This is a genomic window from Psychrobacter urativorans, assembly GCF_904846675.1.
In the GTDB taxonomy this organism is placed as follows: Bacteria; Pseudomonadota; Gammaproteobacteria; order Pseudomonadales; family Moraxellaceae; genus Psychrobacter; species Psychrobacter urativorans_B.
Map to the genome: position 1 here is coordinate 1 of NZ_CAJHBT010000006.1, position 25,511 is coordinate 25,511.

The 25,511-nt window shown below is 44.3% G+C and carries 19 protein-coding genes; 15 read left to right on the top strand and 4 right to left on the bottom strand.

Going from position 1 to position 25,511, the window contains the following annotated elements:
• Positions 1-74: 74 nt before the first annotated feature.
• Both JMY06_RS04470 and JMY06_RS04475 read right to left on the bottom strand, forming a co-directional pair.
• Positions 75-731 (bottom strand): hypothetical protein, encoded by a 657-nt coding sequence (locus JMY06_RS04470; protein ID WP_201616544.1) that lies wholly within the window; start codon positions 729-731, stop codon positions 75-77.
• A gap of 97 nt (positions 732-828) precedes the next feature.
• Positions 829-1,770, bottom strand: a complete 942-nt coding sequence (locus JMY06_RS04475) for an Hsp33 family molecular chaperone HslO (RefSeq protein ID WP_201616546.1) — start codon at positions 1,768-1,770, stop codon at positions 829-831.
• Positions 1,771-2,104: 334 nt separating this feature from the next.
• On the opposite strand from JMY06_RS04475, the gene JMY06_RS04480 reads away from it, so the two are divergent.
• From JMY06_RS04480 to JMY06_RS04535, 12 genes are all read left to right on the top strand, one after another.
• Positions 2,105-3,073, top strand: coding sequence for a glutamate/aspartate ABC transporter substrate-binding protein (locus JMY06_RS04480; protein WP_201616548.1), 969 nt, complete (start codon positions 2,105-2,107; stop codon positions 3,071-3,073).
• Between the two features lie 100 nt (positions 3,074-3,173).
• Complete coding sequence (locus JMY06_RS04485) at positions 3,174-3,920, top strand: amino acid ABC transporter permease (protein WP_201616550.1); 747 nt, start codon at positions 3,174-3,176, stop codon at positions 3,918-3,920.
• A complete protein-coding gene (locus JMY06_RS04490) occupies positions 3,917-4,588 on the top strand; it encodes an ABC transporter permease subunit (protein ID WP_201526442.1) in 672 nt (223 codons plus the stop codon). The genes JMY06_RS04485 and JMY06_RS04490 overlap by 4 nt, the downstream gene beginning before the upstream one ends.
• A 196-nt stretch (positions 4,589-4,784) precedes the next feature.
• Positions 4,785-5,516 carry an amino acid ABC transporter ATP-binding protein gene (locus JMY06_RS04495; RefSeq protein WP_201526571.1) on the top strand — a complete coding sequence of 244 codons (732 nt, stop codon included), beginning with the start codon at positions 4,785-4,787 and terminating at the stop codon, positions 5,514-5,516.
• A 319-nt stretch (positions 5,517-5,835) separates the two neighbouring features.
• On the top strand, positions 5,836-6,606 hold the full coding sequence (locus JMY06_RS04500) for an SDR family NAD(P)-dependent oxidoreductase (RefSeq protein ID WP_227672165.1): 771 nt from the start codon (positions 5,836-5,838) through the stop codon (positions 6,604-6,606).
• Between the two features lie 241 nt (positions 6,607-6,847).
• A complete protein-coding gene (locus JMY06_RS04505; RefSeq protein WP_201616554.1) occupies positions 6,848-8,056 on the top strand; it encodes an FAD-dependent oxidoreductase in 1,209 nt (402 codons plus the stop codon).
• A gap of 301 nt (positions 8,057-8,357) precedes the next feature.
• Positions 8,358-10,115, top strand: coding sequence for an AMP-binding protein (locus JMY06_RS04510; protein ID WP_201616556.1), 1,758 nt, complete (start codon positions 8,358-8,360; stop codon positions 10,113-10,115).
• Positions 10,116-10,172: 57 nt separating this feature from the next.
• Positions 10,173-11,783, top strand: a complete 1,611-nt coding sequence (locus tag JMY06_RS04515; RefSeq protein ID WP_201616558.1) for a carboxyl transferase domain-containing protein — start codon at positions 10,173-10,175, stop codon at positions 11,781-11,783.
• A 186-nt stretch (positions 11,784-11,969) separates the two neighbouring features.
• Positions 11,970-12,800: an enoyl-CoA hydratase/isomerase family protein gene (locus tag JMY06_RS04520; RefSeq protein ID WP_201616745.1), complete on the top strand. Its 831-nt coding sequence runs from the start codon at positions 11,970-11,972 to the stop codon at positions 12,798-12,800.
• Between the two features lie 195 nt (positions 12,801-12,995).
• On the top strand, positions 12,996-15,113 hold the full coding sequence (locus tag JMY06_RS04525) for an acetyl/propionyl/methylcrotonyl-CoA carboxylase subunit alpha (protein ID WP_201616560.1): 2,118 nt from the start codon (positions 12,996-12,998) through the stop codon (positions 15,111-15,113).
• A gap of 106 nt (positions 15,114-15,219) precedes the next feature.
• A complete protein-coding gene (locus tag JMY06_RS04530) occupies positions 15,220-16,140 on the top strand; it encodes a hydroxymethylglutaryl-CoA lyase (protein WP_201616562.1) in 921 nt (306 codons plus the stop codon).
• Between the two features lie 136 nt (positions 16,141-16,276).
• Positions 16,277-17,464 (top strand): isovaleryl-CoA dehydrogenase, encoded by a 1,188-nt coding sequence (locus JMY06_RS04535; RefSeq protein WP_201616564.1) that lies wholly within the window; start codon positions 16,277-16,279, stop codon positions 17,462-17,464.
• Between the two features lie 160 nt (positions 17,465-17,624).
• Here JMY06_RS04535 and JMY06_RS04540 read toward each other — a convergent pair whose 3' ends face one another.
• Positions 17,625-18,356 carry a pantothenate kinase gene (locus JMY06_RS04540; protein WP_201526431.1) on the bottom strand — a complete coding sequence of 244 codons (732 nt, stop codon included), beginning with the start codon at positions 18,354-18,356 and terminating at the stop codon, positions 17,625-17,627.
• A gap of 135 nt (positions 18,357-18,491) precedes the next feature.
• Positions 18,492-19,520, bottom strand: a complete 1,029-nt coding sequence (locus JMY06_RS04545) for a biotin--[acetyl-CoA-carboxylase] ligase (protein WP_201616566.1) — start codon at positions 19,518-19,520, stop codon at positions 18,492-18,494.
• Positions 19,521-19,708: 188 nt separating this feature from the next.
• Between JMY06_RS04545 and JMY06_RS04550 the strand changes: the two genes are divergently transcribed.
• The 3 genes from JMY06_RS04550 (at position 19,709) to JMY06_RS04560 (ending at position 25,467) form a co-directional block, all read left to right on the top strand.
• Positions 19,709-20,512 (top strand): sulfite exporter TauE/SafE family protein, encoded by an 804-nt coding sequence (locus JMY06_RS04550; protein WP_201616747.1) that lies wholly within the window; start codon positions 19,709-19,711, stop codon positions 20,510-20,512.
• Positions 20,513-20,551: 39 nt separating this feature from the next.
• On the top strand, positions 20,552-21,487 hold the full coding sequence (locus tag JMY06_RS04555) for an STM4504/CBY_0614 family protein (RefSeq protein ID WP_201616568.1): 936 nt from the start codon (positions 20,552-20,554) through the stop codon (positions 21,485-21,487).
• 98 nt (positions 21,488-21,585) lie between these two features.
• On the top strand, positions 21,586-25,467 hold the full coding sequence (locus JMY06_RS04560; protein ID WP_201616570.1) for an AAA family ATPase: 3,882 nt from the start codon (positions 21,586-21,588) through the stop codon (positions 25,465-25,467).
• Positions 25,468-25,511: the final 44 nt, after the last annotated feature.

A 25,511-nucleotide genomic window follows, 5' to 3' on the forward strand; every position in this document is an offset into this window, starting at 1 on the left:
TCTCTTTGTTGTGGTAAACAAGAGTTTAAGGCGTTGCTTATTTTTTTCAACTATTCCCTAATTCTATACAGACCCTAAAGATTATATTTTTTGCGTAATAGATTAATATCACTATCTATTTTTATAAAAAGAGTATTTAGGTATTCAGAGCTGTCGTCGAGAAATTCCAGTATACATTGGTGTTTCTCAATATCTGCTAATAAACCTGCTGGTTCTCCAGTCGCATCTTCCATCGAGGTAAAGTGACTCCATCTTTCTCTTATATCATACTCAATCTTACTTTTTTCTGAAGTAAATGTATCATTCCATTCGTCAAACGCAGTTAAAAAACCATCAGACCAGTAGATACGATTTCTTCGAATATGATCACGAATTTCTAAAATTAACTTAACTTGAGTGACGTTTATATTTTCACTTTCATTAAGAGGATCAGGAAGAAACTCATCAATAGCCAGAATATAATCGTACTTTAGATTTGCTAACTCAATATGCGCACCCATTTTAGCAGTAAAAAAGTTTGTATATGCTTCCTGAGAGATTTGGTGGAAATGCTCATCCTTGGTTAATAGTTTTTCATGATTTTGTTCAAGACTTTTTAAACGCTCATCAATAGCTGCCTGTTCATTGCGTCCAATTCTTTCAAGGTAAATCATACCAAGATAAATAATGAGTCCGCCTAAAATAGCGTTGCCACCCCAACTAATAATTAACTCTTGCCAAAATTCACTCATAATTCGTACCAATTCCTTAAAAGCTAAGTATAAAATAAAAAACCCTTAAGCATCACACTTAAGGGTTTTCAATAATCATTCAGATTTCATTGATTAATTAAGCAAATATCTCAGCAACATCATCTTTGTCAAAACGATAAATCTCACCGCAAAAGCCGCAGTCCATCTCAAATTTACCGCCTTGCTCTTCGCAAATCTCTAATGCTTCGGTTTCACCAATTTGTTCAATCGCCTGCTCGCACTTCTCTTTTGAACAAGTACAGCCAAACTCCAGCGCCACAGGTTCAGGCAATACCACGTCTTCCTCATTGTATAACCGATATAAAAGCTCGTTAGCGGGCAGTGACGTTAGCTCTTTAGACTTGAGCGTCCGCGTTAATACCGACAGGCGAGGCCATAAATCATTATCAACATGCTCTTGCTCTTCTTCATCACGGCGCGGTAATAATTGCACCAATATACCGCCCGCTTGCAAGCCATCTGAAGCCAAGTTAATCAATGTTGGAATCTGTGCCGATTGCTTCTGATAATGTGCCAAACAGTCCGCTAAATTATCATGGCTACGTTCAACGATACTTTGATAAGATTCGCCATTTTTTGGTTGGATATTAATGAACAACACGCCTTGATTCGCCGTGCCGAGTTCAGCAAACGCCTCATTAGCGCTGGTCATATTTTCCCATGCTTGTACTTGCTCATCAGTATCCGCTTTCCAGCTCGCAAGCGCACGGATAATACCAGATTGGTCACATTCGGCCATTGCCCAATTGAGCAGGCTTTCGCTATCTGATGACTGCAATTGCAGAGACAGGCGACCTTCAATTTTGACTGTACCAATCAACAAGCTTGCAGCGGTTAACATTTCACCCAGCAGACGTTTAATGGCTTCTGGATAAGGTTTTTGAGCAATAGTATTGGCGTAACTGCGTGACAGGCGTACCACATCACCACGTACCGGCGAGTCTTGAATAAAAAAGCGTTGACGCACATCATTGTTAATAGTGTTCACTGTTTGGTTTTCTACATTAGCTTGAGTCATAAGTCATTTATATGTTTAAGAAGTTGTTAACTTTATGGGGATTATTCATGATTTATCAATAATAGTAAGGTCGGTAATTTTTGATGAATGATGTGGTTTAGCCGCTGATAGGTTTATCTAATTGGAATAAACGCTAAAAAAATTACTACTGTCGACAAAATTGTTGTACAGTAACATTAAGTTGCATGATAATAACTCATAGTAACAGCATGGATGCATGGCGGTGATGTTAATTCAATGGCGTTAATCATTAAATGACATTAACCGTCCCATGAAATTAGCGCACCTACGCTCCCTCTCAATTTTGTAATGATGTGATAAAAGGATATATCTCATGACTTACGCTATCACCAAACCAGTAACATTAGCCGTATTTATAGCGTTAGGCTTAGCCGGTTGTAATAATAGCAGCCAAACGGCTACTGACGATGCCGCCACCACCGATGCCGCAGCCAATACTAACGGCACCCTTCAAAAAATAAAAGACTCAGGCACTATTGTGGTCGGTTATCGTGACTCCTCTATTCCGTTTTCCTATGTCGCCGCTGACCCCAATCAGCCGATGGGTTATGCTCATGATTTAGAGATGAAAGTGGTCGAGGCCGTTAAAGACAAGCTCAATATGCCTGATTTGGATGTCCGTTATAACCTGATTACCTCACAAACGCGTATTCCATTGGTACAAAATGGCACCGTAGATTTTGAGTGTGGCTCAACCACTAATAACGAAGAGCGCCAAAAACAAGTCGACTTCTCCAATGGTTTCTTCGAGATTGGCACGCGTCTATTGACCAAGACAGATTCTGGTATCAAAGATTTTGCAGACCTAAAAGGTAAAGCTTTAGTCACCACTGCTGGCACGACCTCAGAGCGTTATATTCGTCAATACAATGATGAGAAACAGATGGGTACCAGTATCATCTCAGCCAAAGATCATGGCGAAGGCTTCTTGATGTTAGAGAGTGGTCGCGCTGATGCCTTTATGATGGATGACGTGTTGCTTGCAGGCGAAAAAGCCAAAGCGAAAAACCCTGATGAATGGGTCATCGTTGGTGAGCCACAATCGTTTGAAATCTATGGCTGTATGATGCGTAAAGATGATCCTGAATTTAAGGCTGTTGTTGATGAAGCGCTAGCCAATGTCTTTAGCTCAGGCGAGATTAACAGCATTTATGACAAGTGGTTCTTAAGTCCAATTCCACCAAAGAACGTTAATCTCAACTTTGAGATGTCAGACAACTTAAAAGCTCTTATTGCCAATCCCCATGATGGCACCCAGCCTAAAGTGGCTGCTGCCCAGTAGCGGTTTTTTGTCCCTGAATATAGTTCGCTCATCCGTCTAGGAAAGTGTCTAACATTAACTTGACGTATGAGCCTATTAATCGCTACTCGGAGAGACAAATATGAACTATAGCTGGAACTGGGGTGTGCTCTTTGAGCATACTGGCATTGGCAATGAGCTATATATCCACTGGATGATTACCGGCCTTGGCTGGTTATTATTGATTGGCAGTATTGCTTGGGCCATCGCTATGGTCATCGGTACCGTCTTCGGTATCATGCGTACCTTACCGAATAAAACTGCTCGTAGTATCGGCACTGCATATGTGACATTCTTCCGTAATATTCCTTTGCTCGTTCAGCTGTTTTTTTGGTTTTATATCGCCCCTGGTTGGTTGACACCGGCCTTACAGGAATGGTGGTATAAAGACTTATCTCCCAATACTTCAGCCATGCTCTCAGCGAGTATAGGACTGGGGCTATTTACGGCTGCGCGTATCGTCGAGCAGGTGCGGACTGGTATTGATTCGCTACCTAAAGGACAAATCAATGCCGCTTACGCATTAGGGTTCAGTATCCCGCAAGCCTATAAAGAAGTGCTGCTGCCGCAAGCCTTCCGTGTGATATTGCCACCGCTAAGCTCTGAGCTGACCAACTGCTTTAAAAATGCGTCGGTCGCCTCGTTAGTGGGGGTAATGGAGTTGATTAGCCAAACCAAAACCATCAGTGAATATACCCAAAATAGCCTTGAGATTTACACTTATGCGACCGTTATCTACTTGGTATTTAACCTGTCGTTGATTGCCATTATGGGATTGATTGAGCGCAAACTGCGCGTACCTGGGCTTATCGCAGGAGGTCAGAGATGAATATGATGACCGAACTCACTACGGCCTATCCGGGCTTGATGGGAGGGATGCTGACCACCTTAAAGGTACTATCTTTAGCCATTATTGGTGGTATTGGCTTGGGGACAGTATTGGCGCTAATGCGCTTGTCTGGTAACAAGTTTTTAGAAATCCCTGCCAAGCTATATGTTAATTACTTTCGCTCTGTACCCTTGTTATTGGTATTGCTATGGTTTTATTTTGCCGTACCGATGCTCTACTTTTGGATAGCTGGCAGATATTTACAGCTAGATACCGCCTTTACCTCCTGTGTGGTCGCCTTTATGATGTTTGAGGCCGCTTACTTCTCTGAGGTAGTGCGCGCCGGTATTCAGTCTATTGGTAGCGGGCAGGTCAATGCCGCCAAAGCGATGGGCATGAACTACAGGCAGACAATGCGGCTGATAATTTTACCGCAAGCCTTTCGTAAGATGTTGCCACTGATTTTGCAGCAATGTATTATTTTATTCCAAGATACTACTCTAGTCTTTGCGATTGGTTTAACCGACTTTTTCCGAGCGGCCTACGTACGAGGTGAACTGATGGGTTTATTAACGCCTTATATCTTGGGTGCTGGCGCGGTATATTTTATCATCAGTGTAAGTGCGTCTATCGGCGTGCAGCAGGTGCAAAAGCGTTTAAGATTTTAATGATAAATTTTAGTGTCAGCTTTTGATGGATCGGGTTAATAAAATTTTTTGCGCGTTATAATTAGATCGATTACAGCTATTTAAAAATACTACTATCCAACAAGACTAAGGCTAGGAGCCAGTAATGAGCAATGCTGATACGTACATAAATGACTTTGGCGGACTGGTCTCGGATAATGGCCATGCTAGCGGCGAGATGGTCGTCGAGATGAACGCTGTTAGTAAGTGGTATGGCGACTTTCAGGTATTAACCGACTGCACGGCACATGTTCATAAAGGTGATGTAGTGGTGGTCTGTGGCCCATCGGGTAGCGGTAAATCAACCTTGATTAAGACGGTTAATGGCTTAGAGCCGTTTCAAAAAGGCGAGATTATGGTCAATGGCATCTCCGTCGGAGCGCCAAAGACCAATCTACCTAAGCTACGTAGTACAGTCGGCATGGTGTTTCAGCATTTTGAATTATTCCCGCATTTAACCATTATTGATAATTTGACAGTCGCGCAGATTAAAGTATTGGGCCGTAGTGAATCTGAGGCCAAAAAAAAGGCGATGGCCTATTTAGATAGGGTGGGACTGACCGTACAAGCGGCAAAATATCCGGCTGAATTATCCGGTGGTCAACAGCAGCGGGTAGCAATCGCGCGAGCCTTAGCGATGGATCCAGTGGCGATGCTATTTGATGAGCCGACATCATCGCTAGATCCTGAGATGATTCAAGAAGTACTCGATGTAATGGTGGAGCTGACACGCGAAGGTATGACCATGATGTGTGTCACCCATGAGATGGGCTTTGCCAGTCAGGTCGCCAATCGTATCATCTTTATGGATGAAGGACATATCGTTGAAAACTGTAGTAAGGAGGAGTTCTTTGAAGGGGCGAAAAGTGAGCGTGCTCAGAAGTTCTTATCGAAGATTCTTAATAAATAATTTGCTGATTATATCTTCTTATTCTTTGAAGCGCCTATAATAAGGGCGCTTTTTTTACGAGTGAAAATCAACGAATCTATAGCTCGAAGGTTGAAGTTTTAGTTCATAATTCTATCGTTTGCATAGTTTTTCTAGACTGAAGCGCTAGCCTACGAGCCATCTGCAACTATTTATAGTAATGATTTCAATTATTTTCTGTTCGGATGAAATAAAATTTAAAGATGTAAAATTAATGCAAAATAGGTATCAAGTCTGCAAATTTTGTAACTTTTCAATCGCTTTTAGATAGCGGTCATTTTGCTTTTGATACTATGATAAGTTGATTTTTATAGATTATAAAGGTACATATTATGAAATTATTAGAAAAAAAGCGGCTATCGTAACTGGCGGTGCACAAGGAATGGGTGAAGCCCATGTTCGTAAACTAATTGAAGAAGGTGCAAAAGTTGTTATCACTGATATTTTAGTCGATAAAGGCGAGAAACTTGCAAACGAGCTCGGTGATAGCGCTATCTTTGTTAAGCTTGATGTGACGAATGCCGATTCCTGGGAAGAAGCGATCAAGCAAGCTGAATCTGCTTTTGGCCCAATAGATATCTTGGTCAATAATGCCGGCATCGATATCATGAAGCCATTTGTAGAATTTACAGCAGCAGATTTACAAAAACTTTTAGATGTGAATCTCTTTGGCAACTTTCACGGCATGCAAAAAATACTGCCGTCTATGAAAAAAGCCGGCGGCGGATCTATCGTTAATATCTCTTCTCTTGAGGGGCTGCGCGGTACAGCTGGTAACTCTATCTATAACGCCTCAAAATTTGCTGCTACAGGGTTGACTAAAGCAGTTGCCCAAGAATATGCAGAATTTAATATTCGCGTCAATTCTGTCCATCCGGGCGCAATTCAGACCCCAGGTGTCGAAGCAGACGATATCAAAGATACAGTGCAAAATTATATCAAAAATATTCCGATGAAGCGCATGGGTAAGCCAGAAGAAGTTGCTAACCTGGTTGTATTCTTAGCATCGGATAAATCAAGCTATTCAACAGGTTCAGAATTTATCGTTGACGGCGGAATTATGGCCGGCTAACTGTCTGGTCAATTTATAACACTTATTGTTTTATAACAGACGATACTGTATAGATGTACACGAGTGCCCTTTTTCATGATTTTTTATCAAGGAAAAGGGCGCTTTTTTATTTTGCATGGCACTGCTAGGCTAAAGCACTAGCCTACTAGCGCTTCTCGTTTACTGCTACAATAGTCGTAATAACCTATTGATGAAATTTGAAAACTATAACGAATAATATATTCTCTATCCCGGAGCTTTTATGAGCGCAGAAAATCCTAATACGCAGTCTGGCATCGTTATCATTGGTGCAGGTTTAGCTGGCTGGCATGTCATTGATGCGATTCGTAGTAAAGATAAAGACATTCCAATTACTCTAATTACTGCTGATAATGGTGACCGTTACCATAAGCCAATGTTGACGATGGCAATTAGTCAAAAGAAAAGTGCGGCAGACTTAGTACGCGCTACGGGAATTGATGCCGCAACAGCAGCTGGGATAACTCTACTGGCGAATACTAATGTCAGCGATATTGACGCGGCCACTCAACAGTTACAGCTTATCTCTGCTCTTCGGTCAGATCCGGTTTACACGAATTACGCAACTATCAGCTATGACAAGCTGGTCTTAGCAATGGGCGCACATCCTATCTTTCCAAAAAGCTTACCGCAAGACTTGGTTTGGCATGTCAACCATATTGAGCGCTTCGGCCAGTTGCAAGCACAATTGGCAATGGGCAGTCAGCGTGTCGCTATTATTGGTGCTGGCATGGTCGGTACTGAAATCGCAGAAGATTTGCTAAAAGCCGGTCATAAAGTGACGCTTATTGATTTGAACACTGCACCACTCTCACAGATGCTGCCACCGCAAGCGACCGCACGTATTACTAAAGCGATTGAGTCGCAAGGGATTACGTTTTTAGGTGGCAGTCAGGTGTCAGGTGTGACGCGTAATGACGATGGTACACTGCTTGTTAGCTATGAGCCATTAGATGCTGGTTCAGATAATCAAGAACCACATGAGCCATTAATTGTTGATCATGTGATTGCCAGTACCGGACTTACCGTTGATGATAAGTTACCGACGGCTGCGGGCGTTGAATTCAGTATGCGCACCGGTATCGTGGTTGATGCGCCAACCTTGCGCACCAATGCGGCAAACATTTATGCTATTGGTGACTGTATGTCCATTGATGGGGTGGCCTGTCGTTATGTCGCGCCGCTACGGGCACAAGCAGCGACCATTGCTGACGATATCTTAGGGCTTGAGCATGCTGGTTACGACCATAAGCCGCCTATGATTCGCCTAAAGAATAAAGCCATTTCAGTCATGGCAACGGGCGTACCGCGTGCTGAGGGTAATTGGCAAGTGAAAACCGACAGCGCTGATGAGCTAATTATGGAGTTGCTGAATGATGATATCGTTAGTGCAACTGTTACGATTAAAGCGCCAGTCATGCCTAAAGTGTAAATCTTACAAATTTAGGTAAGTATAAAATTGATAGCCAGCGTTGCATAAGAAAATGCAGCGCTGGCTTTTTGTTGTAAATATTTTAATCGACGACTATAACTAAGCCTTCTATTTGACGTCTATAATCTTTATTTAGTTTTTATTAAATGATACGTATTGTATTGGTAATATTGACAGCATTTCATTTGAAGCGCTATAGTAGGCAGGATGATATAAAGAATATTTCAAGGAAGAATAGGCATGCGTACAGGTCCGCTAGTAGTATGCATGCGAAATAAAAGGTAATACGAAAGGACTCGTTATGACTCAATCCTCCCATCTCAGTAGCATTATCAATGCTACTCCCCGTGTTAATATGGGCGCGCACTCTGCAAATGCGCCCCTTGCTAAAAGCTATGATAAAGGTCCTGATGTACCGCTGATAGAAGCCACTATTGGCGACTTTTTCGATGCTATTGTCGCTAAATATCCTGAGCGCGAAGCGTTAGTATCACGCCATCAAAATATCCGTTGGACTTATCGTGAGCTACAACAGCAAGTCAATCAGCTGGCAAGTGCCATTATTGAAATGGGGCTTGAGGTTGGAGATCGCCTTGGTATTTGGTCACATAATAATGCCGAATGGTTATTGCTGCAGTTGGCAACCGCCAAAGTTGGGGTGATTTTAGTCAATATTAATCCGGCATATCGCACCTTTGAGCTGCAATATGCCCTCAATAAATTGGGCTGCTCAGTATTGGTATTGATGCGCCACTTCAAAACTAGCGACTACGCGCAGATAATTGGCGAGCTATGTCCTGAGATTTATCACAAAGATTACAAACATCTTGATTTGGTTGAAATCCCCACCATTGAGCGCATCATTTGGATTGATGAGCCTGATAGTGAAGAGGACTTTAACTTTATGCAAAAGTTCTCTGAATGGATGAAAGAAGGTGATGCCAATGATCCACGTGTCGCCGAGCGCCAAGCAAGCTTAAGCAATAACGATTCTATTAACGTGCAGTTCACCAGTGGCACAACTGGTACGCCAAAAGGCGCGACATTAACTCACCGCAATATTTTAAATAACGGTTACTTTATCGGTGAGGCCATGAACCTAACCGAAGAAGATAGACTGTGTATTCCCGTGCCGCTATATCATTGCTTTGGCATGGTGCTCGGTAACTTAGCGGTCTTAACTCATGGCGGTTGTATCATTTATCCGAATGATGGCTTTGAGGCGCTGAAGGTGCTCCAAACCGTTGAAGAAGAGAAATGTACCGCTTTGCATGGCGTACCGACGATGTTTATTGCCATGCTTGACCACCCTGAATTTGCCAACTTTGATTTGTCCAGTTTGCGTACCGGTATTATGGCAGGCTCTAGTTGTCCCATTGAGGTCATGCGCCGAGTCATCGATAATATGCACATGAGTGAGGTGACCATTGCTTATGGAATGACAGAGACCAGTCCGGTTTCCTGCCAGACCAATGAGCACACGCCCATGGATAAGCAAGTTTCTACGGTCGGATTGGTGCAGCCTGCGCTTGAGGTTAAAGTTATCGATCCATCAACGGGCGATATTGTGCCAATTGGGGAAACTGGAGAGTTATTAACGCGCGGTTATTCGGTGATGAAAGGTTATTGGGGCAGTCGTATTAAGACCCGCGAGGCCATTATAGATGGCTGGATGCATACCGGCGACTTGGCCACGATGGATGAAGAGGGTTACGTGAAAATTGTCGGTCGTAGTAAAGATATGGTGATTCGCGGTGGGGAAAATATTTACCCGGTAGAAATTGAAAACTATCTCTACCGCCATCCTAAGATTCGCGATGTACAAGTGGTTGGCATTCCCGATGCACGTTATGGTGAAGTTCTGGTGGCTTGGATTATACCCAAGAAGTCCGGTAGCTTGACTGAGCAAGAAGTTCGGAAATTCTGTAGCGACCATATCGCCCATTATAAAGTGCCCGCGCATTATCGCTTTGTCACTGAATACCCTATGACTATTACCGGCAAAATTCAAAAATATAAAATTGTTGAGCTAATGAAAGCAGAGTTGGGCTTAGAGTAGCTGGCTCACTAATACGAACCGACATAATCAGATATAAAATAGAAAAAAAGGGATATCATGAGCGCTATTATAACCAGTAAATTGAGTCCAAATGCTGCTGAGTTTCAGCAAAACAGTGCTGCTATGCAAGAGGTGGTTGATGACTTATATGTGCATTTGCGCAAAGTTGCCCAAGGCGGTCCAGAGCGTTCGCGTGCTAAGCATTTAGCCCGTGGCAAGCTATTACCACGTGAGCGTGTTGAGCGCCTGCTCGACGTCGGCACGCCATTCTTAGAAATTGCTCCGATGGCCGCGCACGATATGTATGACGCTGATATTCCAGCGGCGGGCGTGATTGCCGGTATTGGTCGTATTAATGGTACCGAGTGCATGATTATCTGTAATGATGCTACGGTAAAAGGCGGCACTTATTATCCCATGACGGTCAAAAAGCATCTGCGCGCCCAAGAAATTGCTGCTGAAAACCATTTACCTTGCGTCTATTTAGTGGATTCAGGTGGCGCGAACTTACCCAATCAAGATGAAGTATTCCCTGATAAAGAACACTTTGGTCGTATTTTCTTCAACCAAGCCAACTTGAGCGCCGCCGGTATTCCGCAGATTGCAGTGGTAATGGGCAGCTGTACGGCAGGCGGTGCTTATGTGCCAGCGATGAGCGATGAGTCTATTATTGTTAAAGACCAAGGAACTATCTTCTTGGGTGGTCCGCCACTGGTAAAAGCAGCGACGGGCGAAGAAGTCACTGCCGAAGATTTAGGTGGCGCTGATGTACATACGCGTCTATCAGGCGTGGTAGACCATTTGGCGCAGAACGATACTCATGCCTTATCATTAGCGCGTGATATTGTCAGCCATCTCAATCTTCCCGAAAAAGAAGTCCCCAATAAAATCACCCCACGTCCGCCACGTTATGACGCCAAAGAGCTTTATGGCATTATTCCAACCGACACCCGCCAGCCCTTTGATATCAAAGAAATCATTGCACGTATTGTCGATGACAGTGAGTTTGATGAATTTAAAGCACGCTATGGCAATACTTTAGTCTGCGGCTTTGCTCATATTGAAGGCATGCCAGTCGGTATTATTGCCAACAATGGTATTTTATTTAGTGAGTCTGCACAAAAGGCTACCCACTTTATTGAGCTGTGCTGTAAACGCAAAATTCCACTGGTATTTTTGCAAAATATCACCGGCTTTATGGTCGGGCGTAAATACGAAAACGAAGGCATCGCTCGTCATGGCGCGAAGATGGTGATGGCTGTTGCCAATGCCAAAGTGCCTAAATTTACCGTCATTGTCGGCGGTTCATTTGGCGCCGGTAACTACGGCATGTGTGGTCGCGCGTATAGCCCACGCTTCTTATGGATGTGGCCAAACGCACGCATCTCCGTAATGGGTGGCGAACAAGCTGCATCAGTGTTGGCAACCGTGAAACGTGATAACTTTGACCGTAAAGGTGAGGCGTGGAGCACTGAAGACGAGGAGACATTTAAAGCGCCTATTCGTGAAATGTATGAAGATCAAGGTCATCCGTATTATGCCACCGCGCGCTTATGGGATGACGGTGTGATTGACCCTGCCGATACCCGTACCGTACTTGCTCTCGGACTCAGCGCCGCTTATAACGCCCCGATAGAAGACACCGCTTTCGGTGTGTTTAGAATGTAGAGTGTGTTTGCTGACTGTTAATGATTGCTAAAAATCATTAATAATCGCAAAGCATTTGCACCGTAATAAAGTCATCTAGCAATGCTGGAAAGCTAAAAAATTTGCTAAAAAATGGATTATAAAGAGACTCTCATGGCAAAAGATAGCGCAAATAAGAGCACAGAAATTGCAATAAAAGATTCAGAGATGGCTGCTTTGAACAAGGAAGTCGAAGCCCAAAAAATAGAAAGCTATCAAAGCTTGTTGATTAGCGTTGAGCAGCATGTTGCTACCGTCACCTTAAATCGTCCCGAAAAGCGTAATGCTTTTAATGATGAGATGATAGCGGAATTGACCACTGCATTTAGCGACTTGGGTGCCAATGATGAGGTGCGCGTTATCGTCCTTGCGGCAACCGGCAAGGCATTTTGTGCCGGCGCGGATTTGAACTGGATGCGCGCTATGGCAGATTATAGCTATGAAGAGAACTTAGCGGATGCCGATAAACTGGCGCAAATGCTCAAAACCATTTACGAATGTCCAAAGCCGGCTATTGCTGCCATTCAAGGCGATGTTTATGCGGGTGGCATGGGTTTGGTCGCTGCTTGTGATGTGGCAATAGCCGTAAAGATTGCTAATTTCTGCCTAAGTGAAGTGCGCTTAGGGTTAGTTCCTGCGACCATCAGTCCTTATGTTATCAGAGCGATGGGTGTCAGAGCCGCGCAGCGTTATTTCTTAAGTGCTGAGGTTTTTGATTCTAAAAGAGCACGGCAACTTGGCTTTATTCATGAGCGCGTTAGTGAAGAGTCGCTGATGGACGAAGTGGCCATCTTTTGTAAAAAAGTGGTCAAGAACAGTCCTGACGCCATGAAAGCCTGTAAAACGTTATTGCATGACGTGGCAGGTCAACCGCTGACGGATTCACTAATAGCAGATACGGTGAAAGGTATCGCTGATATTCGCGCCTCTGAGCAAGGTAAAGACGGTGTTCAAGCATTTTTACAAAAACGTCGCCCTTTATGGCTGACAGAAGACTAATTGAGCATAAAGCGTCAGCAGTCAGCTTATAAGTGTTTAAGCACGAATTACTAATCAATAAGCCCATCAATATAAGCCACATTGATATAAGCCATTAGCCGCTTAACCATAACGGAATACATACTGAAAAAAGACACTGATAGCGTGATAAAACAGTGTAATAGAAGCAGTGTGATAAAAAATATAGGGATAGTTATGTTTTCTAAAATTTTAATCGCCAACCGTGGTGAAATTGCCTGCCGTGTGGCAGCGACCGCCAAGCGCATGGGCATTAGCACTGTCGCTGTTTATTCTGATGCTGACCGCCATGCTAAGCACGTGTCCGTCTGTGATGAAGCTGTCTATCTGGGCGGTTCTGCCCCCAAAGACAGCTATCTAAAAGGCGACGCCATCATTGCGATTGCCAAAGAAACTGGCGTGCAAGCCATCCATCCGGGTTATGGATTTCTAAGTGAGAATGCCGACTTTGCGCAAGCCTGTCAGGATGCTGGCATCGTATTTATTGGTCCTTCTGCCTCCGCTATTCGTGCGATGGGCGGCAAGTCTGAATCTAAGCGTTTGATGGAAGCCGCTAGCGTGCCACTGATTCCGGGCTATCATGGCGACAACCAAGACGCTGACTTTCTACATGCCGAAGCCGATAAAATCGGCTATCCGTTATTGATTAAAGCCAGTGCGGGTGGTGGTGGTAAAGGCATGCGTGTGGTCGAAAATAGCGCTGACTTTGATAGCCTATTAGAATCGTGTCGCCGTGAAGCCATTACCAGTTTTGGTGATGACCAAGTTTTGATTGAAAAGTATGCCCTAAAACCACGTCATATCGAAATCCAAATATTTGGCGACAGTTACGGTAATTACGTGCATTTGTTCGAGCGTGATTGTTCGGTTCAGCGCCGCCATCAAAAAGTCCTTGAAGAAGCGCCAGCCCCTGGCGTTGATATCAGCATGCGTGAAGAAATGGGCGCGGCTGCCATTGAAGCGGCGCGTGCCGTAGATTATGTGGGTGCAGGGACGGTAGAATTTATCGTTGAACAACGTGGTGACGCCATGAATTTTTATTTTATGGAAATGAATACCCGCCTACAAGTTGAGCATCCGGTCACCGAAGCGATTACCGGTGTAGATTTGGTCGAATGGCAATTACAAGTTGCCGCCGGTTTGCCTTTGCCTAAAACTCAAGATGAGCTAGTAATTAACGGTCACGCTATCGAAGCGCGTATCTGTGCGGAAAACCCTGATAATGGATTTTTACCGGCTACTGGAACCTTATTTGCCTATCGTAAACCAGAACACAGTATTTTTAACGTTGATGAAGTGCGGATTGATGATGGGGTGCGTGAAGGCGATGTGATTAGCCCATTTTATGATTCCATGATTGCCAAGTTAATTGTGCATGCGCCCACTCGTAAGCAAGCATTGGCTAAGCTCGACCGCGCGCTGGCACAAACGCGTATCGTTGGATTGCCTACTAACGTCGCATTTTTGCGCTATATTCTTAATACCGATTCGTTCAGTACGCCCAATCTAGATACGGCATTGATTGAACGTGAAAAGGATGTATTATTTGACCAACATCCAATCGGCTTTCCAACTCTAGCCGTCACGGCGATTGTGCAGCAATTGGCTGCCGAAGCGACAAATCAGGATGCCGACCCTTTCAGTCAGCCAACAGGGTTTCGGGCATACAGCGATTATACGCGCACATTTAGCTTGGTTTATGATGAGCAGCCTTATATTGCGCGCATCAGCGACTGGCACAATGCCGCAGTTTTGAATAGCTGTACCAGCAAAAAAGACGATAAGCCTAGCAGTTTTAAGTTTATTATTGAGCGTGATATTAGCCTTGATAATGAGACTGATGAAGCAGTAGATATCACTACTGCCAATCAATCTGAACCTTTATATAATGGTGAAGTCAGCTATAGCAGTGAAGATACCCATAGTCATACTTTATGGTTAGACGGCAAACGTATCGGTGCCCAAAGTTGGGTTCATGACGAAACCGTGCATGTCTTTACTGATGCCGGTCGTGACCGTATTATGTTGATTGATATCATGACCTATATTGGTGAAGATGGTCCCGCTGCCGGTAGCTTAAAATCACCGATGCCCGGACAAGTCATTGCTTTTAAAGTAGCCGTGGGCGATACCGTCAAGCAGGGTGAGCCGTTAGCCGTGATTGAAGCCATGAAAATTGAGCATACTATTATCGCACCGACTGATGGCGTGGTAGTTGAACTGCTATTTTCTGCCGGAGACTTGGTTGCGGATGGTGATGAGTTACTACGCATTGACATTGACGCCGACAGTTAATTGACCTTAATTTAATTACCTTAATTAAATGAACCTAGGTAAATGACTTAGTAAATTTAATGCTGTTAACAGCGTCAGTTTTAGCCCAATAAAGAGGATAACAACTATGAGCCAATCGTATCCCAATGATGTTTTGATTGTCGATGTCAGCCCTCGTGATGGCTTGCAAAACGAGTCAGAAACGGTGCCAACAGCGGTCAAGCAAGCGCTGATTGAAGACTTAATCGCGGCAGGCATTAAAAAGCTAGAAGCCACTAGTTTTGTCTCGCCCAAGTGGGTGCCGCAAATGGGTGATAATGGCGAGCTGCTGACGGCACTTGCACCCACACGGCAAGCGGACGTCTGCTATTCAGTATTGGTGCCTAACATGCGCGGTTTTGAGAACGCGGTTGCCTATCGCCCGGATGAAATCGTGATATTTGGCTCAGCCAGTGAAACCTTCAGCCAAAAGAATATCAATTGCAGCATTGATGAAAGCATCGAGCGCTTTGCTCCGGTTGCTGCGGCTGCAAAAGCGCAAGGCATCAAAGTACGTGGGGTGATTTCGTGTACGGTTGGCTGTCCTTATGAAGGCGAGATTGACCCTAGTCAAGTGGCCTATGTCACCAAGCGCTTGGTCGATATTGGTGCTGAATGTATTGGTATTGCTGACACCATTGGTGTTGGTACACCGATTAAGGTGCAACGTGCTCTTCAAGCGGCATTACATCATATTGATGTAGGCGCGCTATCGGGGCACTTTCATGATACTTATGGTCAAGCCCTCAGTAACACTTTAGCAGCGCTGCAATTGGGCGTTCGTGAGTTTGATACTTCAGTAGCAGGACTTGGCGGCTGTCCTTATGCTAAAGGCGCGACAGGTAATGTGGCGACTGAAGATGTGGTCTATATGCTGCACGGTATGGGGATTTCTACTGGCATTGACTTAGACAAACTGGTCAGCGCCGGCGAGCGTATTAGTAACTATTTAGAGCGTTCTAACGGCTCATCAGTTGCCCGTGCGTTGATTAATCAGCGCCTAGATTAAAAGAGCAGGTCATAAATAGAGTAGTCAATAAATAGGGCTTAAAAAATACTTAACATTATTAAAGGTACTGCTCAAAAACACTTAGCCCTAAAACATTTAACATTAAAGCACTTATCGTTAAATATAAGGAACGATTATGAGTTTACCCGGATTAGATTTTCAGCTTGGTGAAGATATCGATGCATTGCGCGATATGGTGCAACAATTTGCTGCCAAAGAAATAGCTCCACGTGCCGCTGAGATTGACTCTAGCGACCAGTTTCCGATGGATTTATGGGAAAAAATGGGCGATTTAGGTTTGCATGGAATTACCGTTCCCGAGGCTTACGGCGGCGTGGACATGGGCTATGTGGCGCATATGGTTGCCATGGAAGAGATTAGTCGCGCCTCTGCATCGGTTGCGCTCAGCTACGGTGCGCATTCAAACTTATGCATCAATCAAATTAGGCGTAATGGTACTGAAGCGCAGAAGCAAAAATATCTGCCCAAGCTACTGTCTGGTGAATTTATCGGTGCGCTAGCGATGAGCGAAACCGGTGCCGGTTCAGACGTTACCAGTATGAAGCTAAAAGCTGAAGAAAAAGACGGTCATTATGTGCTTAACGGTAGCAAAATGTGGATTACCAATGGTCCTGATGCTGATGTGATGGTGGTGTATGCCAAGACCAGTCCTGAGCTTGGTTCCAAAGGTATGACCGCATTTGTCGTTGAAAAAGGCATGAAAGGTTTTGGTACCGCACAGAAGCTCGATAAGTTAGGTATGCGTGGTAGTCATACTGGTGAAATGACCTTTAGTAATGTTGAAGTCCCTAAAGAGAATATCTTAGGTGGAGTGAATAACGGCGTTAAAGTATTGATGAGTGGTTTGGATTATGAGCGCGCCGTATTGGCAGCCGGTCCTATCGGCATTATGCAATCCGTTATGGATAACGTCGTGCCTTATATTCACGACCGTAAGCAATTCGGACAAGCCATCGGTGAGTTTCAGCTGATTCAAGGCAAAGTCGCCGATATGTATACTGTGCTACAAGCCGGTCGTAGCTTTTTATATACGGTTGGTAAAAACCTCGACTTGTTGGATCAACGCGGTGCCGGTCACAGCCGTCAAGTTCGTAAAGATTGTGCCAGTGTCATCTTATGGTGCGCGGAAAAAGCCACATGGATGTCAGGTGAAGGCATTCAAATATTTGGCGGCAACGGCTATACCAATGAATATCCACTCGGGCGTTTATGGCGCGATGCTAAGCTATATGAAATTGGCGCGGGTACCAGTGAGATACGCCGGATGTTGATTGGTCGTGAGCTGTTTAACGAGACCAAATAAACTTGTGTCTAAGGTGTGAGATCATTAATAATTCACGGTGAAGCAATGGCCAAGTTCGGTCGTTAAATAAAAAAAGCAGTAAGTCTCAGACCGACTGCTTTTTTTAATGCCTGTTCTCACAAGCTGTTTTTACAAGTTACTTTTTACTTATTAGTGCGTGCTATGTTTTTGATTTGGCTTCATCAAAATAGCGTGCCAAACCATTCAACAATAAGTCATCGCGGATACGCACCGGACGATTGACGTGCTGGGCGATCATATGGGCATCACCGCCGGTCATGATTAGCTCAAAGTTTGGATGACGGTTACTGATTTCATTCACCGCGCCGACGATAGATAACAAAATCCCGCGATGCACGGCATCTTGAGTAGTCTCGCCTTGGGTGACGCTATCGAAGGTGCCATTAGAGATGGTGATTTGCTTAGTACCCGAAAATAGTGACTCGCGCTGAAGATAGATATTAGGAAAAATATAGCCGCCTAAATGCTGAGCGTGGTCAATCAAATCAATAGTTATAGCCGTTCCGCAGCCAATCACGCATTGGCGTTTCTTTTTGTCTACTGCGCCCAGCATCTGTAACCAGCGGTCACAGCCTAATTGCGTGGCATCATATGCGCTACTCATTAACGGATGTGCGGCATCAACGTCAACGAATTCAAAAGGAATATCCAACCGACTTAAGGTTTTAGACACCTTGGCATTTAATTCATCGCCCAGCACTGAGGATATACCAATAAAATCAGGGTCGTAATGCCCAAAGCGATCGGTCAGACCCATGAGTAGTTCCGCTGGCGCTTGCAGGTGCTGAGTAGCATCATGCGAGATAATCTGACCGATATCATCGGTAAGCCAGTATTTGAGACGAGTATTTCCTAAGTCGAGCCAGAGCATAAATATCCTTATGTAAAGTAAGCCAACCATCAGTCTGTTACGACGGTATTAGACTAATATTTGCCTCACTATCAGTGCCCATTCTATGCAGTCTTAAGTATTAAAGAGCGATTGATGTTAATCATAAGTGTTCATTTAATCGACACTAACGACATCAATACGACCGGTAAAAAGCGCGGCAAGCTTACCGTTATCTTGACGCAATTGCAAACAGCCATGTGTATCAATTCCGAAAGCGTAACCTGTGGTAATATTTGGCTCGCCATTATGATTTTGAGTCACGCGTAGTCGTAACCCACTCAGCGCATCCATCGCATCAAATTGCTGCATAAAGTTATCAGTAGCCTTAGTTTGCGAGCCTATAATTTGAGGGTCTAGGGTTTGTGAATTTACAGTTTGCGGGCTTGATTTTTCTTTAGCCAATTGCTCAAAGCAGCTTATAGCCTTAATTAAGGCAAGGCTAATTTGTTGATACAATTGCTGTAAACTTGGCAAACTTACTTGCTCATCCTCATTCATTTTTTCTTCAAGTATTTTATTAATACCCTGTAAGCTTAGCGCCTGGTAGCTCATACCTTCACAGGTTTGGGTGGTCAGTGTTGGCGTTGTCTTTACATTCAGACCCACGCCCATGACGACTCCGACCAATTTACCTGAATGCCATACTGGCTCAATTAAAATCCCGGCGAGCTTACTAAAATAGATAATATTCTCATCAAGTTTCTGAGGCTTTTTAAAGTTTTCAGCCAGTTGTTTAGCGCTTGCCTGTTGTCCTTGATAAAAGCCCAAATCATTTGCCCATTTCACTCCGATAGGCGTCAGTCCTTGCACTCGCAACTGCTCATTGAGCGTTTGAATAACAGGCATTTTAGCCAACTCTACACCAATGACTAATGACAATAGACCACTAACAGGCATTTGAACCGGATGATATAACGACAGATAGACGTTACCAGTCGGTGATTGCCATGAGCGGCCCCGTTGCCCGCGGCCTGCAGTCTGAGTCTCAGCGGTCAATAAATGCGTCTTATCTGCACTAAGCGAGCCATCTTTTATGGCGTCAATCAGCTCGCTATTGGTCGAGGCGCTGCTAACAACATGACGGTGCGTCAGCTTGGATAAATGGCTAGATAAAGAGGGGGGTAATCGGGCAGATAGCGGCATAAGTTTAGTCGATGTGGTTAATGTAGCGTGGGTAATCTTTGATATACTGAAGCGATTGTTAAGAATAAAAAACAGAAGGTCGGCCTCAAATATTAGACAGTAAGGCCAGCAGCTATTATTATATAAAAATAAGCTTAATAACAGTTAAGTACGATAAAAATTAATCATATCACAAGGTAAACTGGATGATGTTATATGTATGGTTCGTAATTGCAGGCGCATTTGCTGGGGTTTGTGCCGGCTTGTTTGGTGTGGGCGGCGGGATGATTATCGTGCCCGCTTTGGTGTGGATTTTCACCGCTTATCATTTCCCTCCTGAGGTGGTCACCCATTTGGCTATTGGTACTTCCCTTGCGACCATTATTGTGACATCAATCAGCTCAATGACGGCGCACAATAAACGTGGCGGCGTCCGTTGGGATGTCTGGCGCAAGATGGGCTTAGGTTTGGTCATCGGTAGTCTGATAGGGGCAGGTGTTGCCGAGTCAATTGATGGTAAGGCATTACAAGCCATTATTGGCGTCGGAGCCTTATTAGTGGCCATAAAAATGCTGTTCTTTTCCAATAAAGAGCAGTTGGGTAAGCCCTTGCCGGCCACTGGTGTCCAATTTGGTGCAGGTACTGGTATTGGTTTGGCATCGTCTATTTTTGGTATTGGCGGCGGTAGTTTGACGGTGCCATTTTTGAACTGGGCAGGGCTAACGATGAAGCAGTCAGTGGGTACGGCTGCCGCTTGTGGTTTGCCGATTGCAGCCGCAGGGGCGCTGGGCTTTGCCTGGTTTGGTCAAGACGTGGCTAATCTACCGGAGGGCACAATAGGCTTTGTGCATATTTCTGGATTTTTAACGATCTCGGTTGTTAGCTTTATCATGGCAAAAGTCGGCACAAAGCTGGCGTACAAATTGCCAGCGTTAATGCTCAAACGCGCCTTTGGGGTGTTGTTGTTATTTGCTGGCGGGCAGTTATTGCTGAGTGGTATTGGGGTGTTGTAATCTAAAATATACTATCTGAGTATTAATAAAGGGTTAGAAATGGCTATTAGTGATTTGTTTTTCAAAAGACAAAAGAAGCTTCGAGGTGAGTACTCTGATGTTTATCAATACGAAGAGTTACCAGAAAAACTGAAAGTTCAAATTGTGCATATTTGGGGTGAAACAATAGAAGGAGATACTGACTATTATAGATATGAGCATAGAATACATAAAGATAATCGTGAACTTTTAGAATATGTGCATAAAGCTCTAATCAAAGAATTAGGGGTTTTTGAGCTACCTATACCTAAGAATGCACTTGGTTCCAACTACTTTACGAAAATTGCAAATTTCTTTCTATCTTCAATAGAAACAGATATTGCCTTGAGCGTTGTTGAATTGATGATGCAAGTAATTGAAATGTTCCATAGTGAATATACCGAAAAATTTAATTTAAAAGAAGCGATAGATGAATTGAACCAACGTTTTCGTGAACATGGTGTCGGATATCAATACGAAGATAAACAAGTTATTAGAGTAGACTGCGAGCTTATTCATACTGAAGCTGTCAAACCTGCTTTACAATTATTGAGTAATCCTGTATATAAAGGCGCACAAGAAGAGTTTTTAAAAGCGCATGAGCATTACCGCCATGAACGTTATAGTGAAGCACTAATAGACTGTCTAAAAGCTTATGAAAGTACTTTAAAGATTATTCTAAGTAAAAACAACTGGGAGTATAGCTCTAATGCTACTGCTGATGAGCTTACAGGACGAATTATGCAATCAGGATTGGTTCCTGAGTTTTGGCAACAGCATTTTAAATCCCTAAAAAATACCTTAACCTCAGGCGTGCCTACCGCACGTAATAAATTAGCAGGCCACGGTGCAGCCAATGAAATTAGAGATATACCTGAGTACTTAGTTAGCTATGTTCTTCATATGACAGCGTCCACTATTGTATTCTTGGTTAAAGCAGATGAAGCTTTAGATTAAATATTTCTACCCACAATACTGGCTTTTATAAACCCCAAAAAAACCACACAATTTCAGGTAAAATAGGCGCCTGTTTTTGCTGATATCACTGGTTATCCATGCGCTTAAAATCTCTAAAATTGGCAGGCTTTAAGTCCTTTGCTAACTCAACCACTTTTACCTTTCCTCGTGGCGTTACCGCCATTGTCGGGCCTAATGGCTGCGGCAAATCAAATGTGATTGATGCCATTCGTTGGGTATTGGGTGAAACTTCTGCCAAGCAGCTACGTGGCGGGGCGATGAGTGATGTCATTTTTGCCGGAACGCAAGACAAGGCCGCCAAAAGTGTCGCCAGTGTCGAGCTGACTTTTGAGCATACCCAAGATGAGCAAAACGGCATTCGCCACGAGCTGAATTTATATCAAGAGCTGTCTGTCCGCCGGCAGGTAAATAAGGAAGGTCGCTCAGATTACTTTATCAATGGCACGCGTTGCCGTCGCCGCGATGTGGTCGATGTGTTTTTGGGCACCGGATTGGGTGCGCGCAGTTATGCGGTCATCGAGCAAGGTATGATTGGGCGTATTGTGGAGTCCAATCCCGTGCAGCTGCGCGAATTTATTGAAGAGGCGGCAGGGGTCTCACGCTATCAAGCCCGTCGCGAAGAAACCCAAAAGAAGCTTGAGAAAACCCAAGATAATTTGGCGCGCCTGCACGATATGCAAAGCGAGATGGAACGCCAACAAAAGACCCTTTCGAAACAAGCGGCTAGTGCGCAGCGTTATAAAGAAATTACGGCAAGTTTGGCTGATATTAAACAGCAACTGGCTATTCAACAATTATATCAAGCTAAGCATACCCAGCAGCAGCATAAAGTTGAACATGGGCGCAGCGCTATCGCAGTCACTGAACTGCAAGTTAATTATGAAGCCCTTAAAGTTAAGCAAGATAAGCTTACTGCTCATATTAATCAACAGCAGTGGCTCAAAGACGACACCCAAAGCGCACATTATCAGCAGCAGCTCAGCTACCAGCAGACAGAGCACCAACTGGGCGATGGGCAAGCGCAATTTAGCCAAATTGAGCAGCAGCTCGCCAGTTTGTTACAACAGCGTGAGCAGGCTATCGTAGAGATAGATAAGCTAAAGGCGCAAGAGATTGAGCAGCAATATGAATTAAGCACCTTGCGCCCACAGCTAGCTGAGCTTACAGCGCAGCGCGAAGCTCATAAACAAGACGAGCAGCCGTTACAGCGCGCATGGCATGAGGCGCAAAACCAGCTGTCGCGACTGCAAGAGAACGCCCGTACGCTGGAGCAGCAGCAAGCGCTTAATAACCAATCACAAAATCGTTGGCAGCTCAGTCAAGATAAATGGACCCGTCGTCAGCAGAATTGGCAAGTATTGTGGGAGCAGTTGCAGCAGTCCAATAGCGCCAATATTAACCTCAATCTCAGTGGCACTGATACGGAAACTAATACAACTTCTGTTACGCAAATAGCTGAGCTTAATAATGAGCTACAGCAGATTGCACGGCGACAGGATAGTGTATCTGAGCGGCTATCTGAGCTGCAACCGCAAGAGCGTACTTTACAGCAGCACTTAGCTACCCAGCAACGTGAGTTAGCAGAGCATGAAAAACGACATGCGTTGCTGGCAGGTGAATACGATACCTTACATCAGATATTGCATCCTAAACCAACTAAAAAATCGCCACAGCAAATTACTGATGCAGCCAATCAAACAGAAAATAGTGTTAAAAAACTTCCTATCGCTACCTTACGTGAGCAAATTGAGCTAAGTAGGCAAGGTCAACAGTATGCGCAACAACTGGATAGCTTATTGCCATTATGGCTTGATAGTCATGTGTTGATACCAAGTGCGCCTGTTGCTGATGATAATAGTGATATAAATAGTAGTAAGAAAAATACAGATAATTTATGGCAATCACTGAAGTCTTATTTGCCAGATTTGCTAGCTTATCAAAACCAATCAAGTCGTTCAAAAAATGAATTAAGCCATAGTTTATGGTTGCCAGCCCCTAAAAATTTAACTCAGAAAAATACGTTTATTAGCGACTTACCAGAAGAGTTTGCTAATAAGATTTTACCGTTAGCGCAGCTGATTGCAAAACCTGAATTGGCCTTATGGCAGCAGTGTTATTTATATCTTGCTCAAGCTGATATTAACTCTGAACAAGTTATCGAAGAGTTGACTGCTATTTTAAAAGTGCTAGCGCCAGCAGCATTATTATTGACTATTGACGGCTGGTTAATCAGTAGCAGTGGCACGATAAACCTAAGCAAACTTGCTGGCGCAAAGGATAGCCAGACTGATAGTCAGTTTCTAACCCAACGTCTGACTCAGCGCACGCGTTTACAAACGTTAGAGAGCTTGCTCGAAACCAACGAGGCGCAAATACAAACGCAGCAGGAGACAATCAAACAACACCAGCGCGATTATGATGCATTAATGATAAGCTTAGAGGAAACTCGTGCTCAATCTCAGCAATTAACCCATGATAAATATCGCTATCAGCAACAATTAACCACCCAGCAAGCCGCATATGAACGTCTGCAAGCCGATGAGCAACGCTTAAATTCTGATAAAGTGGTGCTTGAACAAGAACAGCAGGAACTTGCGCAAGAACAAAAATCGTTAGAGAATGCACAGCAGCAAATTCAAGCTGACATGGACACGCTAACCCCTAAATTAGTGCAAGCACAGGATAATCAGCAGCAGCTACAAGCCGCACGTAATGAGCTGAGCCGTGCCCGTCAAGCGGATGATGAAGCGTGGCAAACCTTGCAGCTTAATATTCAGCAAAGCGAGATACGTTTAGAGCATAGCGTGAGTAGTCTCGCGCGCGCAACTGAGCAGCAAGATAAATCCGTGCATAGCGAACAACAGCTGCGGATAAGTTATGAGCATCACCAACAGCAATTGCCAAGTTTAATAGCGGCATTGCGAAAGGCACAAACGGGCCGTGATGAACAGCAGACGCTATTAACGGAACGCGAAACCGTCTTAACTGTACTGAAGCAAGAATACAGCCAGCAGCAGACAGAACTTGATGAATTGCAAACTCAATTGCAAACCCAGCAAAGTAAACTGGCTAGCCAAGCGACTGAGCTGGCGCTGAGCGCACAGCGTCTGCAAGATGCTAGTGATTACGCACAGGATGCTTTAGCTGACTATCATAAAATGAATAGCAATAATAAAGAGAGCGGACAAGCGCCGCAGCAACCTATCAGTATCTCAAGCTTATTAACAGACTTTGTTACCCATGAGCGCCGAGTACGTCCAGATAAAATAGTTGAACTGCAAGCCGCGCAAACCAAACTTGAGCAACAGCTCAATAAAATCGGTGCGGTTAATTTAGCTGCTGTCGCCGAGCTGGATGCGGTAAACGAACGTCTGGAGCCACTTGCGCAGCAGACTGAAGATATTGCCAATAGCATGGATACCTTACAAGCGGCAATTGCGTCTATTGATGAGACCACTAAGACGCTATTTATGCAGACGCTGGATGCGGTTAATATTGAGATGGCAGATTTATTTGGCAAAGTTTTCGGTGGTGGTCATGCGAGCTTGACCTTAAGTTTGGATGACATGCCTGTTAGTACGCCAAAATCAGAACAATGGCGTGCAGGATTAACCTTGATGGCGCAACCTAAAGGCAAGCGTAATAGTCGTCTTGCGGTACTTTCAGGCGGCGAGAAAACCTTAACCGCGCTGAGCTTGATTTTCGCTATTTTTAAACAGCATCCTGCGCCATTTTGTGTGCTTGATGAGGTTGATGCGCCACTTGATGATGCCAACGTTGCGCGCTTTACCAGCCTTATTCAGGAGCTGGCAGACGACTTGCAGTTTATCTTTATCAGTCATAATAAACTCGCCATGCAGATAGCTGATGAGCTCAAAGGCATCACCATGCCAAGTGCAGGCATCTCAGCCTTGGTTAGTGTCTCCTTAGAGGAAGCGGTGCGCTATATCGATAGCTAGCTTTAATAGCAGGATTGATAACCAGTAAAACCCACTAAAAAAGC

Coding starts and splice junctions, on each gene's coding strand:
- JMY06_RS04470 (WP_201616544.1), bottom strand. CDS start 731: ATGAGTGAATTTTGGCAAGAGTTAATTATTAGTTGGGGTGGCAACGCT.
- JMY06_RS04475 (WP_201616546.1), bottom strand. CDS start 1,770: ATGACTCAAGCTAATGTAGAAAACCAAACAGTGAACACTATTAACAAT.
- JMY06_RS04480 (WP_201616548.1), top strand. CDS start 2,105: ATGACTTACGCTATCACCAAACCAGTAACATTAGCCGTATTTATAGCG.
- JMY06_RS04485 (WP_201616550.1), top strand. CDS start 3,174: ATGAACTATAGCTGGAACTGGGGTGTGCTCTTTGAGCATACTGGCATT.
- JMY06_RS04490 (WP_201526442.1), top strand. CDS start 3,917: ATGAATATGATGACCGAACTCACTACGGCCTATCCGGGCTTGATGGGA.
- JMY06_RS04495 (WP_201526571.1), top strand. CDS start 4,785: ATGGTCGTCGAGATGAACGCTGTTAGTAAGTGGTATGGCGACTTTCAG.
- JMY06_RS04505 (WP_201616554.1), top strand. CDS start 6,848: ATGAGCGCAGAAAATCCTAATACGCAGTCTGGCATCGTTATCATTGGT.
- JMY06_RS04510 (WP_201616556.1), top strand. CDS start 8,358: ATGACTCAATCCTCCCATCTCAGTAGCATTATCAATGCTACTCCCCGT.
- JMY06_RS04515 (WP_201616558.1), top strand. CDS start 10,173: ATGAGCGCTATTATAACCAGTAAATTGAGTCCAAATGCTGCTGAGTTT.
- JMY06_RS04520 (WP_201616745.1), top strand. CDS start 11,970: ATGGCTGCTTTGAACAAGGAAGTCGAAGCCCAAAAAATAGAAAGCTAT.
- JMY06_RS04525 (WP_201616560.1), top strand. CDS start 12,996: ATGTTTTCTAAAATTTTAATCGCCAACCGTGGTGAAATTGCCTGCCGT.
- JMY06_RS04530 (WP_201616562.1), top strand. CDS start 15,220: ATGAGCCAATCGTATCCCAATGATGTTTTGATTGTCGATGTCAGCCCT.
- JMY06_RS04535 (WP_201616564.1), top strand. CDS start 16,277: ATGAGTTTACCCGGATTAGATTTTCAGCTTGGTGAAGATATCGATGCA.
- JMY06_RS04540 (WP_201526431.1), bottom strand. CDS start 18,356: ATGCTCTGGCTCGACTTAGGAAATACTCGTCTCAAATACTGGCTTACC.
- JMY06_RS04545 (WP_201616566.1), bottom strand. CDS start 19,520: ATGCCGCTATCTGCCCGATTACCCCCCTCTTTATCTAGCCATTTATCC.
- JMY06_RS04550 (WP_201616747.1), top strand. CDS start 19,709: ATGTTATATGTATGGTTCGTAATTGCAGGCGCATTTGCTGGGGTTTGT.
- JMY06_RS04555 (WP_201616568.1), top strand. CDS start 20,552: ATGGCTATTAGTGATTTGTTTTTCAAAAGACAAAAGAAGCTTCGAGGT.
- JMY06_RS04560 (WP_201616570.1), top strand. CDS start 21,586: ATGCGCTTAAAATCTCTAAAATTGGCAGGCTTTAAGTCCTTTGCTAAC.